Source organism: Streptomyces sp. NPDC020801 (genome assembly GCF_044334385.1).
In the GTDB taxonomy this organism is placed as follows: Bacteria; Actinomycetota; Actinomycetes; order Streptomycetales; family Streptomycetaceae; genus Streptomyces.
The window spans coordinates 188,637-204,510 of record NZ_JBIRST010000006.1 but is presented as its reverse complement, the minus strand read 5'-3'; the positions used below and the strand labels follow the sequence as shown (position 1 = coordinate 204,510).

12 protein-coding genes are annotated in these 15,874 nt (G+C 69.8%); 1 reads left to right on the top strand and 11 read right to left on the bottom strand.

Features of this window, described 5'->3' with window-relative positions; translation table 11 throughout:
* From trxA to ACH4UM_RS15010, 7 genes are all read right to left on the bottom strand, one after another.
* Positions 1 to 333 (bottom strand): thioredoxin, encoded by a 333-nt coding sequence (gene trxA, locus ACH4UM_RS15040; RefSeq protein WP_398178142.1) that lies wholly within the window; start codon positions 331 to 333, stop codon positions 1 to 3.
* Between the two features lie 44 nt (positions 334 to 377).
* Positions 378 to 1,349: a thioredoxin-disulfide reductase gene (gene trxB / locus ACH4UM_RS15035; RefSeq protein WP_398178140.1), complete on the bottom strand. Its 972-nt coding sequence runs from the start codon at positions 1,347 to 1,349 to the stop codon at positions 378 to 380.
* A 169-nt stretch (positions 1,350 to 1,518) separates the two neighbouring features.
* Positions 1,519 to 2,472 carry a hypothetical protein gene (locus tag ACH4UM_RS15030; RefSeq protein WP_398178137.1) on the bottom strand — a complete coding sequence of 318 codons (954 nt, stop codon included), beginning with the start codon at positions 2,470 to 2,472 and terminating at the stop codon, positions 1,519 to 1,521.
* The gene (gene sigM, locus ACH4UM_RS15025; RefSeq protein WP_398178134.1) at positions 2,469 to 3,194 is read right to left on the bottom strand and encodes an RNA polymerase sigma factor SigM; all 726 of its coding nucleotides are present in this window, start codon (positions 3,192 to 3,194) and stop codon (positions 2,469 to 2,471) included. Before sigM ends, ACH4UM_RS15030 begins: the two co-directional genes overlap by 4 nt.
* A gap of 27 nt (positions 3,195 to 3,221) precedes the next feature.
* Positions 3,222 to 4,940 carry a protein kinase family protein gene (locus tag ACH4UM_RS15020; protein ID WP_398178131.1) on the bottom strand — a complete coding sequence of 573 codons (1,719 nt, stop codon included), beginning with the start codon at positions 4,938 to 4,940 and terminating at the stop codon, positions 3,222 to 3,224.
* Between the two features lie 118 nt (positions 4,941 to 5,058).
* Positions 5,059 to 7,380: a murein biosynthesis integral membrane protein MurJ gene (murJ, locus tag ACH4UM_RS15015; RefSeq protein ID WP_398178128.1), complete on the bottom strand. Its 2,322-nt coding sequence runs from the start codon at positions 7,378 to 7,380 to the stop codon at positions 5,059 to 5,061.
* 45 nt (positions 7,381 to 7,425) lie between these two features.
* Complete coding sequence (locus tag ACH4UM_RS15010; RefSeq protein ID WP_398178125.1) at positions 7,426 to 9,939, bottom strand: DUF6049 family protein; 2,514 nt, start codon at positions 9,937 to 9,939, stop codon at positions 7,426 to 7,428.
* 298 nt (positions 9,940 to 10,237) lie between these two features.
* Here ACH4UM_RS15010 and ACH4UM_RS15005 point away from each other — a divergent pair, with 298 nt between their 5' ends.
* A complete protein-coding gene (locus ACH4UM_RS15005) occupies positions 10,238 to 11,713 on the top strand; it encodes a CCA tRNA nucleotidyltransferase (protein ID WP_398178122.1) in 1,476 nt (491 codons plus the stop codon).
* A gap of 109 nt (positions 11,714 to 11,822) precedes the next feature.
* Here the strand turns inward: ACH4UM_RS15005 and ACH4UM_RS15000 are convergent, their stop codons facing one another.
* From ACH4UM_RS15000 to ACH4UM_RS14985, 4 genes are all read right to left on the bottom strand, one after another.
* The gene (locus ACH4UM_RS15000) at positions 11,823 to 12,332 is read right to left on the bottom strand and encodes a hypothetical protein (protein WP_398178119.1); all 510 of its coding nucleotides are present in this window, start codon (positions 12,330 to 12,332) and stop codon (positions 11,823 to 11,825) included.
* Between the two features lie 127 nt (positions 12,333 to 12,459).
* Positions 12,460 to 13,722, bottom strand: coding sequence for an MFS transporter (locus ACH4UM_RS14995; RefSeq protein ID WP_398178116.1), 1,263 nt, complete (start codon positions 13,720 to 13,722; stop codon positions 12,460 to 12,462).
* Between the two features lie 201 nt (positions 13,723 to 13,923).
* On the bottom strand, positions 13,924 to 15,006 hold the full coding sequence (locus ACH4UM_RS14990) for an inositol-3-phosphate synthase (RefSeq protein ID WP_398178113.1): 1,083 nt from the start codon (positions 15,004 to 15,006) through the stop codon (positions 13,924 to 13,926).
* Positions 15,007 to 15,051: 45 nt separating this feature from the next.
* Complete coding sequence (locus tag ACH4UM_RS14985) at positions 15,052 to 15,735, bottom strand: helix-turn-helix transcriptional regulator (RefSeq protein WP_398178110.1); 684 nt, start codon at positions 15,733 to 15,735, stop codon at positions 15,052 to 15,054.
* Positions 15,736 to 15,874: the final 139 nt, after the last annotated feature.

Genomic DNA, 15,874 nt, shown 5'->3' with positions numbered 1-15,874 from the left:
TTACTCGGCGATGAAGTCCTCGAGGTCGCGGACGATCGCGGCCTTCGGCTTGGCGCCCACGATGGTCTTGGCGACCTCACCGTTCTGGTAGACGTTCAGCGTCGGGATGGACATGACGCCGTACTTGGCGGCCGTACCCGGGTTCTCGTCGATGTTGAGCTTGACGACCTCGAGCTTGTCTCCGTACTCGGCGGCGATCGCCTCGAGGGACGGAGCGATCTGGCGGCAGGGACCGCACCAGGCGGCCCAGAAGTCCACCAGGACGGGCTTGTCGCTCTTGAGGACGTCCTGCTCGAAGGAGTCGTCGGTCACGTTCTTCAGGGTGCCGGCCACGGCGGGCTCCTTAACTGGTTCGTGCGGTGGGGTGGTTGGGGGTGTCAGACGGTGGTCTTCTCGGGCTCGGCCTGCTGCTCGTTGTCCGCGAGGGCGGCGAGGAAGCGCTCGGCGTCGAGGGCGGCGGAGCAGCCGGTGCCGGCCGCGGTGATCGCCTGGCGGTAGGTGTGGTCGACCACGTCACCGGCGCCGAAGACACCCGTCAGGTTGGTACGGGTGGACGGCGCGTCGACCTTCAGGTAGCCCTCCTCGTCGAGGTCCAGCTGGCCCTTGAAGAGCTCGGTGCGCGGGTCGTGGCCGATCGCGATGAACAGGCCCGTCACCGGCAGATCCGAAAGCTCGCCGGTCTTGACGTTGCGCAGCTTCAGACCGGAGAGCTTCTGGTCGCCCTGGATCTCGGCGACCTCGCTGTCCCAGACGAACTTGATCTTCGGGTCGGCGAAGGCGCGCTCCTGCATCGCCTTTGAGGCACGCAGCGTGTCGCGGCGGTGCACGATCGTCACCGACTTGGCGAAGCGCGAGAGGAAGGTGGCCTCCTCCATCGCGGTGTCGCCGCCGCCGATCACGGCGATGTCCTGCTCCCTGAAGAAGAAACCGTCACAGGTGGCACACCAGGAGACGCCGCGGCCGGAGAGGGCGTCCTCGTTCGGCAGGCCGAGCTTGCGGTGCTGCGAGCCGGTGGTGACGATGACGGCCTTCGCCCGGTGCACCGTGCCCGAGGTGTCCGTGACCGTCTTGATCTCGCCGGTGAGGTCGACGGAGACGACGTCGTCCGGGACGAGCTCGGCGCCGAAGCGCTCGGCCTGGGCGCGCATGTTGTCCATCAGCTCGGGGCCCATGATGCCGTCGCGGAAGCCCGGGAAGTTCTCCACCTCAGTGGTGTTCATCAGGGCACCACCCGCGGTCACGGCGCCCTCGAACACCAGCGGCTTCAGCGACGCGCGCGCGGTGTAGAGCGCCGCCGTGTAGCCGGCGGGCCCGGAGCCGATGATGATCACGTTACGGACGTCGCTCACGGCTTGATTCCTCGTCTCTGGACTGTGTCGTACGGCCGGTGGGAGCCTCTCTCACAGCTCTCACCCCACCCAACGGATCCTAAGGGGCGCGCATTCCCGGTGTGCCCGGGCACACGGAGGCGCCACACGGTAGCGGATACCACAAGGGGCGATGACCGGGCGTTGGCGCTCAGGAACGCGCGTAGGAGTGTGAGAGAAGAATCTTCGCGGAGGCCGACGGATGCCGGACACAGGCCGCGTCGACGAGGTAGGCCGTGACCCGGGTGCTGTCGCCGGAGGCATCGGGCAGCACCACCAGATAGCTGTCCTTACCGTCGTAGGTGCCCTCCTGGGCGGCGAGTGGAGTGCCGGCGTTGTTGATGCCCTGCCGGACGCAGGACGGCACCGACACCGTGGGTTGGCTCTTGAGTACGTTCGGCCTGTCGGTGCCCTGAGCGGAGTCCACGCCGAGGCTGTGCGGTGCGTGGGTGGCGTCCTGTGATTCCTGGGCCTTGTGCAGAAGGTCCGTGACCTGGCTCTGGAGCGTTCCCTCGGCGAAGGTGCCGGCGGAGACGCTCGGCCGGCCATGGGCCGTGCTGGTGCCTCCCTTGTCGTTGTGGACGGACACCACAACGACGGAGACGACACCCAGGGCGGCGACGGCGAAGGCCGAGCCCAGAACGGCGATCCTGCGGCGCCCGCGCCGGGTGCGGGCCGTGCGGGCCCTGCGTCCCGGTCCGGTGCTGGAGACTCGAGCGTGGCCCGCGGGACGGTCGGCCGCCGATGTTTCACGTGAAACAGGCGTCTCGGTGCCGGCCGCGCCGGGCTGCACGGAATACCCATCGCCGGCGGCCGGTGTGTCCGGTCGGTACGGGGACTCGGGTGTCGTGGCGCTCAGCAGAGCCTCGGCGGCGAGCGCCGCGTCGATCCGGCCGGCGATATCGGCGGGCATGGCGGTCGGCCCGGGGAGCGTGCCGAGCAGGCCACGGATCTCCCCCAGCGACGCGTAGACGTCGGCGCACAGCTCGCACTCGTGCAGATGCCGCCGTACGTCCGCGGTCCGGGACGGGGCGAGCAGTCCCTCGGTGAGGTCGGAGAGCTCGGAGACGTCCGGATGCCCGGCCCTGTCTGTCATGGATGTCACGCTCGCCCACCTCCGCCCTTCACAGCAGCTGAATCGCTTGGCCCGGCGTCCCGCGCGCCCGTGTCCTGCGGGCCCGCTGCCGGTGGGACGGATGTCCCGTGCGCACGGTTCCGTTCCGTGTCCGGTTCTTTCTCGCCACCGGTGCTGTCCGGCCGGAGATGGGTGAGCAGCGGCAGAAGTCTGGCTCTGCCCCGTGCGCAGCGGCTCTTCACCGTCCCGGTCGGGACGTCGAGGATCCGGGCGGCCTCGGCCACGGGGTAGCCCTGCATGTCCACGAGCACCAGGGCGGCCCGCTGGTCGGGCGGGAGGGTGCCCAGCGCCTCGACGAGCTGCCGCTGCACGTCGTTCCTCTCCGCGGGCGCCGAGGCCGACTCGTGCGGCTCCAGCAGCTGCTCCAGGCGCTCGGTGTCGTCCACCGGCGAGGTCTTCCGTGAGGCCGCCTTGCGAGCCCGGTCCAGACAGGCGTTCACCGTGATCCGGTGCAGCCAGGTCGTGACGGCAGACTGCCCGCGGAAGGTGTGAGCGGCACGATACGCGGAGACGAGCGCGTCCTGCACGGCGTCGGCGGCCTCCTCCCGGTCGCCCAGTGTGCGCAGGGCGACCGCCCAGAGGCGGTCGCGGTGGCGCCGGACGAGCTCGCCGAAGGCCTCGGGGTCACCCTCCACGTGGCGGGCAAGAAGGTCCTGGTCGCTCATGTCGCCGTACGCGGTGTCGTCCGCCATAGGACCCCCTCCCCCCTCGGTGAGACGTCAGCCCGTGAACTTCACGTCGGTGATGGCCTGTTTGTAGCCGGCACCGCTGTAGCCGTCACTTGGCGCATTGGGCACATCCGTGATCCACAGCAGGACGAACTGCGTCTTCAGCGGCTTCGTTGCCTTCACTGTGAGAGAGGTACCGCTGGTGGTCGCGGTTCCGATCTCCTTCATCCCGTCGACTCCGGTCGAGGGGGTGAGGGAGTCCGTGGCGTAGAGGTGGATCGTGGTGTGGTCCCCGGGATAGCGGAGCCCTATCGACGCGGTGGAGACCGTGTGGGCCGAGCCCAGGTCGTAGACGATGCCCACACCCGGCTTGTAGGGAGCCAGTGCCGGACCGGCGTTGTAGCGCTTGGTCCGCCAGTAGGTGGAGCTGTCGTCGTCGAAGGTGTTGCCGACGGCTCCCGGAGCCTGGGCGTCACCGCTCGCGACGTACTCCTGGGCGCCCTGGATCTTGATGGGCTGGGCCGGCTGCGGTTGCTTGCCGCTCTTGTCGTTGCCGTCCTGTGTCTGCGTCTGGGTGTCGTTATTGGACTTGCCCTGGTCCATCAGGGCGTCCGCGAGCTGCCAGCTGCCGAGGCCTAGGGCCGCAATGAGGAGGGCGGAGACGGCCCACTTCAGGGCCTTGCCGGTGCGGCTCTGCAGCGGGGGCGGCGGGGCCGCGACCGGCTGGGTGGCGCCGGGGTGCGGTGCCTGACGGCCGTACGTGCCCTGCTGGTAGGAGGTGTGCTGGTACTCCGGCGGCGCGGTGAACGCGGGCTCCGGCGGGCGGATCCGCGGCATCTCACCGATCGCCTTCACCAGCTCCTCCGGCGTGGTGCACGGAGACTCATGGCGGGAGGCGGTGGCGCCGTCGTTGGCGAGGGCGCGCATGGAGAGCTCGGACAGACCGCGGTGGATGCCGGCGCGTACCTGGTCGGGGGGAATGAGACCGACGTCCTTGGGCAGGCCGGACAGGCCGTAGGCGTCGTTCTCGTACGGCCAGCGCTGGGTGAGCGCCGCGTACAGCAGGGCGCCGATCGCCTCGGTGTCCGTGCGCTGCGGTGTGTCGGAGCTGATGCCGCGCAGAGCGGCATTCACGGCGAGGCCCCGGATGCGCCACTGGCCGGTGGAGGCCCGCAGCACCGCGTTGGGGTTCAGCCGCAGATGGGCGAGGCCCTCGCGGTGCGCGGCGGCCATCGCGGAGGCGACCTGACTGACCAACTGATAGGCGTCGTGCGGCTCCAGCGGGCCGGCGGACAGCAGCGTGGTCAGCTCGGTGGCATCCGGCAGCCACTCGTGGACGACGTAGACGACCTCGTTCTCCTCGACGGCGTCGAGGACTTGGACGAATCGGGGGTCCCCGAGCAGGGCGGAGGAGCGGGCCGCGGCGAGCACGGACCGGGCGCGCGCATGGTCCGCGGGCAGGATGTGCACGCCGACGGCGCGACGGAGCTTCTCGTCCACCGCTCGCCAACTGCTGAATCCGTCCAGACGGGTGACGCACTCCTCGAGCCGATAGCGTCTGGCGAGCTTGTGCCCGCTGTGCAGTTCGGGCGGTGAGGCCTTCTTTCCGGGACCCTCGCTCCCGCTGCTCCCCTGTGCCTCGTCGCTGTCCGTGTCCCGCTCCCGGTTCTGGGCCACCCCGTCGGCCGTGGACTGGTCCGCCTTGGCGGTCAGCGGCTCGTCACCGCTGTTGTCTGCCACGTCGACGGCAGCCGTGCTCCGTTCCGCCACCGTCGCTCCTGCCTCCCCATCCGTTGCGCGCTGTCCGACGCCGAAACCAATTGTGCCCACAGTCCGCCGCTATGCACGACACACGGCTGCGGACGATGGTTGTGCGCCTACCCCCGCCTCAACGCCCCAGGCGCCCGCGGACCATGCCCACGAGGGAGTTGAGCTCCTCGATGCGCATGCGCCGGGCGGCGACGAAGAAGATGCCGAGCAGCAGGGCGCCACCGGCCACCAGCGCGGCGAACGACCCGACCACACCCTGTCCCAGGGTGTGCCCGATGCCGTAGCAGGCCGCGCCGCTGATCAGTGCGGCCGGCACCGAGGCGATGCACAGCCGGGCGTAGGTCCGCATCACCCTGGCGCCGTCGAGGTCGCCGCCGAGCCGCCGGCGCAGCCGGTTCCAGGCGACCCCCACGCCGATGGCGTAGGCGAGGCCGTACGCGGCGGACATGCCGATCACCGCCCAGCGAGCCGGGAGCAGGAAGTAGCAGAGGGCCGAGGCGCCCGCGTTGACCGCGGCCACGATGACCGTGTTGTAGAAGGGCGTCCGGGTGTCCTCGTACGCGTAGAAGGCCCGCAGCACGACGTACTGCACCGAGTACGGGATCAGGCCGAGGGCGAAGGCCATCAGCATGTAGCCCATGTTGGTGGCCTCGCTGGTGCCCGAGGAGCCGAAGATCAGTGTGCACATGGGGATGCCGAGCGCCACGAAGCCGAAGGCGACCGGCACGATCGCGACGGCCGTGGTGCGCAGGCCCTGGGAGATGTCGTCGCGGACGGCGCCGCTGTCGCCCTCGGCGGCCGAGCGGGAGATCCGCGGCAGCAGGGCGGCCATCAGCGAGACGGTGATGATGGCCTGCGGAAGGCCCCAGATCAACTGGGCGTTGGCGTAGGCGGCGAAGCCGGTGCCGTCGACGGGCGAGTGTTTGCCCGCCGCGGTGGAGAGCTGGGTGACGACGATCGCTCCGGCCTGGTTGGCGAGCACGAACAGGACGGTCCACTTGGCGAGGGTTGCCGCCTTGCCCAGGCCGTGTCCCCTCCAGTCGAAGCGCAGCCGCAGCCGGAAGCCGGTCTCGTGCAGGTAGGGAATCATCGCGAGAGCCTGCACGACGAGGCCCAGAAGGATGCCGATGCCGAGGAGCCGCTGGCCGTCGGGCGGAATGCTCGTGACCTTCATGCCGGAGTCGGCGGCAGTGCCGTACACCCAGATGAACATGCCGAGCGTCACGATGATGACGATGTTGTTCAGGACCGGGGTCCACATCATCGCGCCGAACTTGCCGCGCGCGTTGAGGACCTGTCCCATCACCACGTGGATGCCCATGAAGAAGATCGAGGGCACGAAGTAGCGGACGAAGGTGATGCCGACCTCATCGGCCGCCGGGTCGCCTGCCACCGACGGAGACAGCAGGTGGATCAGCAGCGGTGCGGCGAGGACCGCGAGCGCGGTGAGCGTGCCCAGTGCCACCATGACCAGCGTCAGCAGCCGGTTGGCGTAGGCCTGACCACCGTCGTCGTCCTCCTTCATGGCTCGCACGAGCTGCGGCACGAAGACGGAGTTGAGGCCGCCGCCGACGGTCAGGATGTAGATCATCGTCGGCAGCTGGTAAGCGACCTGGAAGGTGTCGCCGAGCAGGCCTACGCCCAGCGCGGAGACGATCATCGCGGAGCGGATGAACCCGGTGAGACGGGAGACCATCGTGCCCGCCGCCATCACGGCGCTCGACTTCAGCAGGCCCGAGGCCCGCCCGCCCTTCTTCGCGGCCGGCGCAGGGGCGGGCTCGGCCGCCGGGGCGACGGCGACAGCCGGTGCGGGAGCGTACGGGCCCATAGGCCCCTGACCGGCGGTCGGGGCGGGGGCTGGGCCCGGAACCGAGGGGACGTCGACCGGGGGCCTCCCGTCGGCCTGCTGCGGGGGCTGGTAGCCGTACTGCCCGGGGTCCTGGCCGTAGCCGCTCTGCCGCGCGTCCTGGTAGCCGCCCTGCTGCTGGTCCCGGAAGAGATGCGCGAAGGCATCCGGTTCGTGGTGTTCTTCGCCGGAGTGGCTGACGAGATCGTCGACGCCGACGAACTGGGTGGTGCGGGGATCCTCGCCGTGCGGCAGGTACTGGGTGGTGCCCGACGGCTCCGGCGGCGGGGTCTGGGCCCACACGCGCGGGTCGGGGGCGTACGGCGACTGCGGCGGCGGGTCGTACAGCGGCTGCTGCGGGCCGTATGCGCCCGGGGGCGGCGGCGGGTGTGCTGCACGGTCGTACAGGGCCTCGCCGACCGGGTCCTGGGCGGTGAGGTCCTGGGATCGGTAGGGGTCGTCGTCGTAGGCGTCCTGGAGGTACATGTCCGCATGCGGCTGCGGCGGCACCTGGCCGTGCTGGGGCGGCGGGCCGTCGGGGTAGCCCGAGCTGCCCGCGGCCTGGCCGCGGTCACCGTCGTACGGCGCGTTCATGGTTACCCCACCTCATCGTCCCGGGCCCTCCGGGCCACGACATCCTCAACGGTCCACCTTCTCACCCGTGCCGGACGGGTCGGCGCTTTCCGCTGCGGTGTCCGGTGTCGGGTCACTCGGCTGCTCCGGGTCGTCTGCCCGGTGCCGAGTGCCGGACTCCTTCTTGAGACGGTCCGGGGGGCCCTGGAGGTTCTCCGGCTCTTGGTGCTCCGGTTCGTCACCGGTTTCACCGGCCTCCCCGGCCTCACTGGCCTCGCCCGCCTCAGGGATCTCATGGGCCTCATCGGACTCGCGGGCCTTACCGGCCTCACCGGACTCACCGGGGCTGCTGGGGTCGTCCCCATCCTGCTGCCCGGCCTCCGCCCTCTCCCGGGCCGCCGCGCGCTTGCGCTGGGTGTACATGCGGAAGCCGGCGAGGACCAGGAGCAGGACACCGGCGCCGATGACCAGCATCACGGTGGCCGTGATCTCGGTGACCTTCACGTCGAAGGTGACGGGAGTCCCGTACTCCTGGCCGTCCTGCGTGTACAGCTGGGCGACGACCGTCACCCGGCCGTTGGCGTTGGCAGAGGTGGCGAACTTCACCGACTGGCTGTGCCCGCCGGAAACCGTGACCGGTTGCTCCGCGTACGCCTTGCCGCCGATCTTGAGCCGGGTGGGGTTGGTCGAGGTGAGCCGCAGCACCAGGTGGTCGACGCCCTGGATCAGGTTGTTCTGCACGGTGACGGGGATCGTGGCGCTGCGGCCCGAAAGCTTCGTCTCCGACTTGTCGATCAGCTTGACCTGCTCGGAGAGGTCGTCGAGGTAGGCCTCCACGCCGTTCCGGAAGCTCTCCGCGTCGCCGTCCCGGCCGCGCCACGACGTCGACATCTCGCGGTTCATCGCCCGCCCGAAGGGCGTGACGACCCGGGACTCGTCGGTCAGGACCACCTTGAAGTTGTCGACCTTGTCCTGCGTCCGGGCGATGGCCACGAAGGCGGACCGGCCGAGCTGCTGCCTGCGCAGAGCGGAGGGGTAGTCGGCGGTCGAGGGAACCTGTGTGGTGGCGCTGGGGTCCGGCTTGGCCTTGGCGGCCGCGGCCAGGTCCTGCGACTGGGACCAGGCGCTCTGCTGGAGCACCGTCAGTGCTTGGGCCATGGCCTGGGCCTGGCTCGCGGTCGGCATGCGCTGCGGGGCGACGACGATGCTGCGCTGCTTGCCCGTCTGACCGTCGAGCTCGAGGCTCTGGGCGAGGAACTGCTGCACGGCGAGCGTGGTGGCGCCGGCCTGCGTCAGGTCGTCCTCGAACGCCGTCGACAGCCGTGCGTCCGCGACGACCGCCGTGGTGCCGCCGCCGATCGGGCGGGCCGCGGAGGGCGTGTAGGTCAGACCGCCGGTCTCCTGAAGGCTGTCGCTGCGCGCGATGATCTTGTCGGCGCCCGCCGAGGTGGCGACCTTGACGATCGAGGGATCGACGGCGCCGTTCACGGGCCAGGCGAAGTCCGTGCTGGGTTTCACGTGGAGCACTGTCTCCACGGTGCTGGCGGCGACGTCGGTGGCGTCCTTGAGCTGGCTGAGCGAGCCGGTGACGCTCGTGCCGCCGTGGGCGAGGGAGGCCAGGTCCGGGTCGGCGAAGGGCAGCGCCACGACCTCCTTGCCCGCGACCGCCTGCTGCAGTTCGGCGAGCCACTGCTTGGCGGCCGCCTGGTGGGTTCCCGCCACGGGGGTCCCGCCGAGGCGCCGGATGCGGTAGCTGCGCGTCATGGCGTCGACGGAGGCCAGCAGATCGGGGTCGATCACCCAGGTGACGTCGAGGTCCTTGCCCAGCGACAGCATCTGCTCCAGGCGGCCGCCCGGGGCGATGTCCTTGGCGAGGTCGTCGTTGAGGAAGACCGGGGTCTGCTGCTCGCCCGGGCCCGTCTCCGCCGTCACGTGGACGGTGGAGACGAGTGGCCACAGATACGTCGTCTTCGTCTTCTTGTCCGCCTCGGCGGGCTGCCACGGCAGGAACGTGTGCTGGATGCCCAGCACCTGGTCCCAGGGCTGAGCGGAGGTCTGGCCGGACAGCGAGACGGAGAACCCGTAGACCCCGTCCGCGCCGAGGTTCAGCTTGTCGACCGGCACGGAGATGCTGAAGTGCTGGGCGACGCCGGGGGCGAGGGTGGCGAACTTCTGGACGTACTTGCCACCGACCTCGGAGCCGTCGGCACCCGGCACGAACCCGGTGCGCCCGGCGACGGTGTCGATCGCCGAGCGCGTGTTCAGCTCGGGGCCCACGCGCAGGTCCACGTGGGCGGCGGTGACGGCCTGCTTGCCCTTGTTCGTCACGGTGCCGGCGACGGTCAGCGTGTCACCGTCCGAGGGCGCGCTGGGGCTGAACGAGTCCAGGGAGACGGCCACCGTGCCTGAGTCGGAAGCGGCCCGGACCGACAGCTGAGCGGAGGCGTGCGCGGACGGCGCGGCAGGCAGCTGGAGCACGCCGGCCAGCAGGGGCGCCCCGGCGAGCAGTGCCCCGGCCCGCCGCAGCCAGCGACGGGCAGGTGGAGGACTGGTCCCCTGGAAGTCTGCCGCCTCGGCCACGCGCTCGCCCGTCCCTCGTCGTCAGTGGTCGTCGGAATGTGCGTCCACGCATGGTAACGATGTGCGCCGAGGTGAAGTGCCGCGGAGGCGCACACAAGATCGGGAAGCGGTGCCCGATCGCCCGTATGAACAGGATTCCGGGGTATCTGTTCCGTACGTCACAAAGACAGTGCTTGAACCTTATATAGGGGGAAGTGCCGATGGGTACCGAGGGAGCTGGAAGGATCCTGCGAGGTGCGTCCGCACCCCTCTTAATGGCGGCGCGGCCGGGTGCCCGGGCCACGTACCCTCTTCTGTTGTGCCGAACGCCAACAAAGACACTCCCACTGCCCTGAACCAGGTCCAGCAACGCGCGGTGAGCGAACTGCTGCGGGTGGCCCCCGTCGCCGACGACCTCGCGCGCCGCTTCCAGGAGGCCGGTTTCTCGCTGGCCCTGGTCGGCGGCTCGGTCCGGGACGCGCTGCTCGGCCGGCTCGGCAATGACCTGGACTTCACGACCGACGCCCGCCCCGAGGACGTACTGAAGATCGTGCGGCCGTGGGCGGACGCCGTCTGGGAGGTCGGGATCGCCTTCGGCACGGTCGGCGCGCAGAAGAGCGCCCGCGTCGAGGATGTCGATAGGTGCTTCCAGATCGAGGTGACCACCTACCGGTCGGAGGCGTACGACCGGACCTCGCGCAAGCCCGAGGTGTCGTACGGCGACTCCATCGAGGAGGACCTCGTCCGGCGCGACTTCACCATCAACGCGATGGCCTTGGCGCTGCCGGAGAAGAAGTTCATCGACCCGCACGGCGGGCTCGAGGATCTCGCGGCGCGCGTGCTGCGCACCCCCGGTACGCCGGAGGACTCCTTCTCCGACGACCCGCTGCGCATGATGCGGGCCGCGCGCTTCGCCGCCCAGCTCGATTTCGAGGTCGCTGCCGAGGTCGTCACCGCGATGAAGGAGATGGCCGGACGCATCGAGATCGTCTCCGCCGAGCGGGTCCGGGACGAGCTGAACAAGCTGATCCTCTCCGCCCACCCGCGCAAGGGCCTGAGCCTGCTCGTGCAGACAGGTCTGGCCGACCGGGTGCTGCCCGAGCTGCCCGCACTGCGCCTGGAGAGCGACGAGCACCACCGGCACAAGGACGTCTACGACCACACGCTGATCGTTCTGGAGCAGGCGATCGCACTGGAGGAGAACGGGCCCGACCTGACCCTCCGCCTGGCCGCGCTGCTGCACGACATCGGCAAGCCGCGCACGCGCCGCTTCGAGAAGGACGGCCGGGTCTCCTTCCATCACCACGAGGTGGTCGGGGCGAAGATGACCAAGAAGCGTATGACCGCGCTGAAGTACTCCAACGAGCTCGTGAAGGACGTCTCGCGGCTGGTCGAGCTGCACCTGCGCTTCCATGGCTACGGCACCGGAGAGTGGACGGACTCCGCGGTCCGCCGCTATGTCCGCGACGCCGGCCCTCTTCTCGACGGCCTGCACAAGCTGACCCGCTCGGACTGCACCACGCGGAACAAGCGCAAGGCGGCCGCGCTGTCCCGTGCCTATGACGGTCTGGAGAAGCGCATCGCCGAGCTCCAGGAGCAGGAGGAGCTCGACGCGATCCGCCCGGACCTCGACGGCAACCAGATCATGGAGATCCTGGGAGTCAAGCCCGGCCCGGCCGTGGGCAAGGCGTACAAGTACCTGCTGGAGCTCCGTCTGGAGAATGGCCCGATGGGGCATGACGCGGCGATGGCGGCCCTCAAGGAGTGGTGGGCGCGGGAGGCCGATCAGGGCTGAGGCCATGGAACGGGGTCATGTTTCACGTGAAACGTGACCCTGGGAAGCGCAGAGGGGGGCGATGTTTCACGTGAAACATCGCCCCCCTCTGCGTGGGTCGTGCCAAGTGCTACTTGGTTTCCTTGAGGCAGAGCACCACGTCATGGCCGCCGCCCGACTGGACGTACCAGACGGGTGCGTCGGCGACACCCTGGCACTTGTTCTGGTCGCTGGTGTCGTCGAACTTCTTGACCACCTTGTACTGCGCCTGGCTCGACGAGCAGTCGACCTCGTTGAGGTCGGCGTTGTTTTCCGTGCCGTCATTGTGCATGCAGGCGCCAACGGAGGTCGTCTCGGCGTCGGACTCGCTTGCCCACCAGCCGATGCCGAACTTGACGGCAGCGGCGATGATCAGGACGACGATCGATCCGACGATGCGCAGGGCCTTCTTCCCCCCGCGCTTCGCCGGCACGGGCGGCGGCGGGACCGGCGCGCCCTGCTGCTGCGGGAAGGGGGCGTACGGCTGCTGCGGCGGGTAGGGCTGCTGCGGGACACCCGGCTGACCGGGCTGCTGCCCCATGGGAGCGGTGGGCGCCTGGGCGTACGGGTTCTGGCCCTGGGGTGGCGGCGGAGTGGTCACTTGGGGGTCCCCCCTGGAACGTAGGCAGTATGACGCGAACATGGCGTCGAAATAAGACGCACGTAAGCTACAGCCCCCCACTGACAACCCTGTAACCCACCGGGGCTCTGTGGCATTGATGTGACACTTACCGTCGTTCAAAGCGGGCCATAGCCACTGCAACCGCTCCGTAGATCGCGGCGATCGTGACCACCAGTGCTGCCGAGCGGCCGTCCGGCGGAAGCATCAGGGCGGCGACGCCCGCCGCGCCGACGAAGGCGACGTTGAACAGCACGTCGTAGACGGAAAAGATCCGGCCGCGGAATCCGTCCTCGACCGCGGACTGCACCACCGTGTCCGTGGAGATCTTCGCGCCCTGGGTGGTCAGCCCGAGGACGAACGCGGCCAACAGCAGCGGCCCGGTGGCGAACGGCAGGCCGAGTGACGGTTCCAGCACCGCGGCGGCCGCGGCACACACGACGATCCAGCGGACGGGACCGAGCAGCCCCACCGCCCACGGCGTCACCACGGCCGCCGCGAAGAACCCGGCACCGGAGAAGCCCAGCGCCAGGCCGAGCAGGCGCAGCCCGTCCTCCGTGTCCGAGGTCAGGCCGTAGCGGCACAGCATCAGCACCATGACCGTCAGCGCGCCGTAGCAGAACCGCATCACGGTCATCGAGGCCATCGCCCAGGCGGCCACCCGGCGCGGCGGCGCGCCGAGATGGCGTACGCCCGCCATCAGGTCACGCGCGGTGCCGCTGAGCGCCGTGCTCAGCCGTGGACGCACCAACGCCCGGTCGGGGCCGAGTAGTTGCGGGGTCATGAGCAGCGAGGCGAGCGCCGCGCACAGGTACAGCGCGGCTCCCAGCAGCACCACGGCCGCGTCCGAGTCCGCCCCCGCCAGCCGCAGGGCGAAGGCCAGGCCGCCGCCCGCGAACGCGGCCAGGGAACCGGCGGTGGGCGACAGGGAGTTGGCCATCACCAGGCGCTCGGCGTCGACCACGCGCGGCAGCGCGGCGGACAGACCGGACAGGACGAAGCGGTTGACGGCGGTGACGCACAGCGCGGAGACGTAGAACAGCCATTCGGGGACGGCGGCGGCCATCAGCGCGGCCGTGGCGGCGGCCATCGCCGCGCGCGTCAGATTGCCGTAGAGGAAGACCTGGCGGCGCCGCCAGCGGTCCAGCAGGACGCCGGCGAACGGGCCGACCAGGGAGTAGGGCAGGAGCAGCACCGCCATCGCGGAGGCGATCGCGGCGGCCGAGGCCTGCCGTTCCGGGGAGAAGACGACGTATGTGGCGAGCGCGACCTGGTAGACGCCGTCGGCACCCTGGGAGAGCAGCCGTATGGCGAGCAGGCGTCTGAAGTCCCGGAAACGCAGCAGGACGCGCAGGTCACGGACGACGGCCATGGGGCACAGCCTCACATACGGGAGGGTCCCCGGGTCGTGAAACCCGGGGACCCTTCACAGCCCTGGCAGGAGCGGATGCGGCGCCTTCCGACGCGCGGTGCCGTGTCTTGCTGTCGCGCGAGGCCGGTCTCGCTGTCGCGCTGCGCCCGGTCTCGCTATCGCGCTGCGCCCAGTCTCGCTATCGCGCTGCGCCCAGTCTCGCTATCGCTCGACGTCGCCGCGGATGAACTTCTCGACGTTCTCGCGGGCCTCGTCGTCGAAGTACTGGACCGGCGGGGACTTCATGAAGTAGGAGGACGCCGACAGGATCGGGCCGCCGATGCCGCGGTCCTTGGCGATCTTCGCGGCGCGGACGGCGTCGATGATCACGCCGGCGGAGTTCGGGGAGTCCCAGACCTCGAGCTTGTACTCCAGGTTCAGCGGGACGTCGCCGAAGGCGCGGCCCTCGAGGCGGACGTAGGCCCACTTGCGGTCGTCGAGCCAGGCCACGTAGTCGGACGGGCCGATGTGGACGTTCTTCTCGCCGAGCTCCCGGTCGGGGATCTGGGAGGTGACGGCCTGGGTCTTGGAGATCTTCTTGGACTCCAGGCGCTCGCGCTCGAGCATGTTCTTGAAGTCCATGTTGCCGCCGACGTTCAGCTGCATCGTGCGGTCCAGGATGACACCGCGGTCCTCGAACAGCTTCGCCATGACGCGGTGCGTGATGGTGGCGCCGACCTGCGACTTGATGTCGTCACCGACGATCGGGACGCCCGCCTCGGTGAACTTGTCCGCCCACTCCTTGGTGCCTGCGATGAAGACCGGGAGGGCGTTGACGAAGGCGACCTTGGCGTCGATGGCGCACTGCGCGTAGAACTTCGCCGCGTCCTCGGAGCCCACGGGCAGGTAGCAGACGAGGACGTCGACCTGCTTGTCCTTGAGGACCTGGACGACGTCGACCGGCTCCTCGGCGGACTCCTCGATGGTGGCGCGGTAGTACTTGCCGAGGCCGTCGAGGGTGTGGCCGCGCTGGACGGTCACACCGGTGGAGGGCACGTCGCAGATCTTGATCGTGTTGTTCTCGGAGGCGCCGATGGCGTCCGCGAGGTCCAGGCCGACCTTCTTCGCATCGACGTCGAAGGCGGCGACGAACTCGACGTCACGCACGTGGTACTCGCCGAACTGCACGTGCATGAGGCCCGGGACCTTGGAGGCCGGGTCGGCGTCCTTGTAGTACTCGACGCCCTGCACCAGCGACGCGGCGCAGTTGCCCACGCCGACGATGGCTACGCGAACCGAACCCATTGGCGGTTGCTCCCTGTGTGTACTCGGTGAAGCCCCGACGGGACCTCACGTGACGGTGTCGTCGGGCGTATCCGGCCGGGAAGGCTCCCCGGGCCGGGGCAGGCCGCCCGTCGCTCCAGTTGTGGTGTCCTGCTGAGCGGTTCCCCCGGCGGCGGAGCCCTTGAGGTCCCGTCCGGCCCGCTCGCTCTCGATGAGCTCGTTCAGCCAGCGCACTTCGCGCTCCACGGACTCCATCCCGTGGCGCTGGAGCTCGAGTGTGTAGTCGTCGAGGCGCTCCCGGGTGCGCGCGAGGGAGGCGCGCATCTTCTCCAGGCGCTCCTCCAGCCGGCTGCGGCGGCCCTCGAGCACGCGCATGCGTACATCGCGCGAGGTCTGCCCGAAGAAGGCGAACCGCGCGGCGAAGTGCTCGTCGTCGTACGCGTCGGGGCCCGTCTGGGAGAGCAGCTCCTCGAAGTGCTCCTTACCTTCCGCCGTCAGCCGGTAGACGATCTTGGCGCGGCGCCCCGCGAGCGGAGCGGCCAGGGCGTCCTCGGAGGTGTTCCCCGGCTCCTCGGTCAACCAGCCGCTCGCGACCAGCGTCTTGAGGCAGGGGTAGAGGGTCCCGTAGCTGAACGCACGGAACACACCCAGCGACGTATTGAGCCGTTTACGCAGTTCATAGCCGTGCATCGGAGACTCGCGGAGCAGGCCGAGAACGGCGAACTCGAGGATCCCGGAACGCCGGCCCATCGTCGCCTCCTCTCTGCCGCGACCCGGATTGGCGGGAGCCACCCGGGTGCCGTGACGGTCTTTATGTCGCGCTGATGTATCGACTCGATACATCACGACGATAGAACGACCCTCCGTATGCGACAAGGGTGGACAGGGT

Bases quoted from the DNA above. Each gene is read 5' to 3' on its own strand.
- sigM (WP_398178134.1), bottom strand. From the start codon at position 3,194: ATGGCGGACGACACCGCGTACGGCGACATGAGCGACCAGGACCTTCTT.
- murJ (WP_398178128.1), bottom strand. From the start codon at position 7,380: ATGAACGCGCCGTACGACGGTGACCGCGGCCAGGCCGCGGGCAGCTCG.
- ACH4UM_RS14995 (WP_398178116.1), bottom strand. From the start codon at position 13,722: ATGGCCGTCGTCCGTGACCTGCGCGTCCTGCTGCGTTTCCGGGACTTC.
- ACH4UM_RS14990 (WP_398178113.1), bottom strand. From the start codon at position 15,006: ATGGGTTCGGTTCGCGTAGCCATCGTCGGCGTGGGCAACTGCGCCGCG.
- ACH4UM_RS14985 (WP_398178110.1), bottom strand. From the start codon at position 15,735: ATGGGCCGGCGTTCCGGGATCCTCGAGTTCGCCGTTCTCGGCCTGCTC.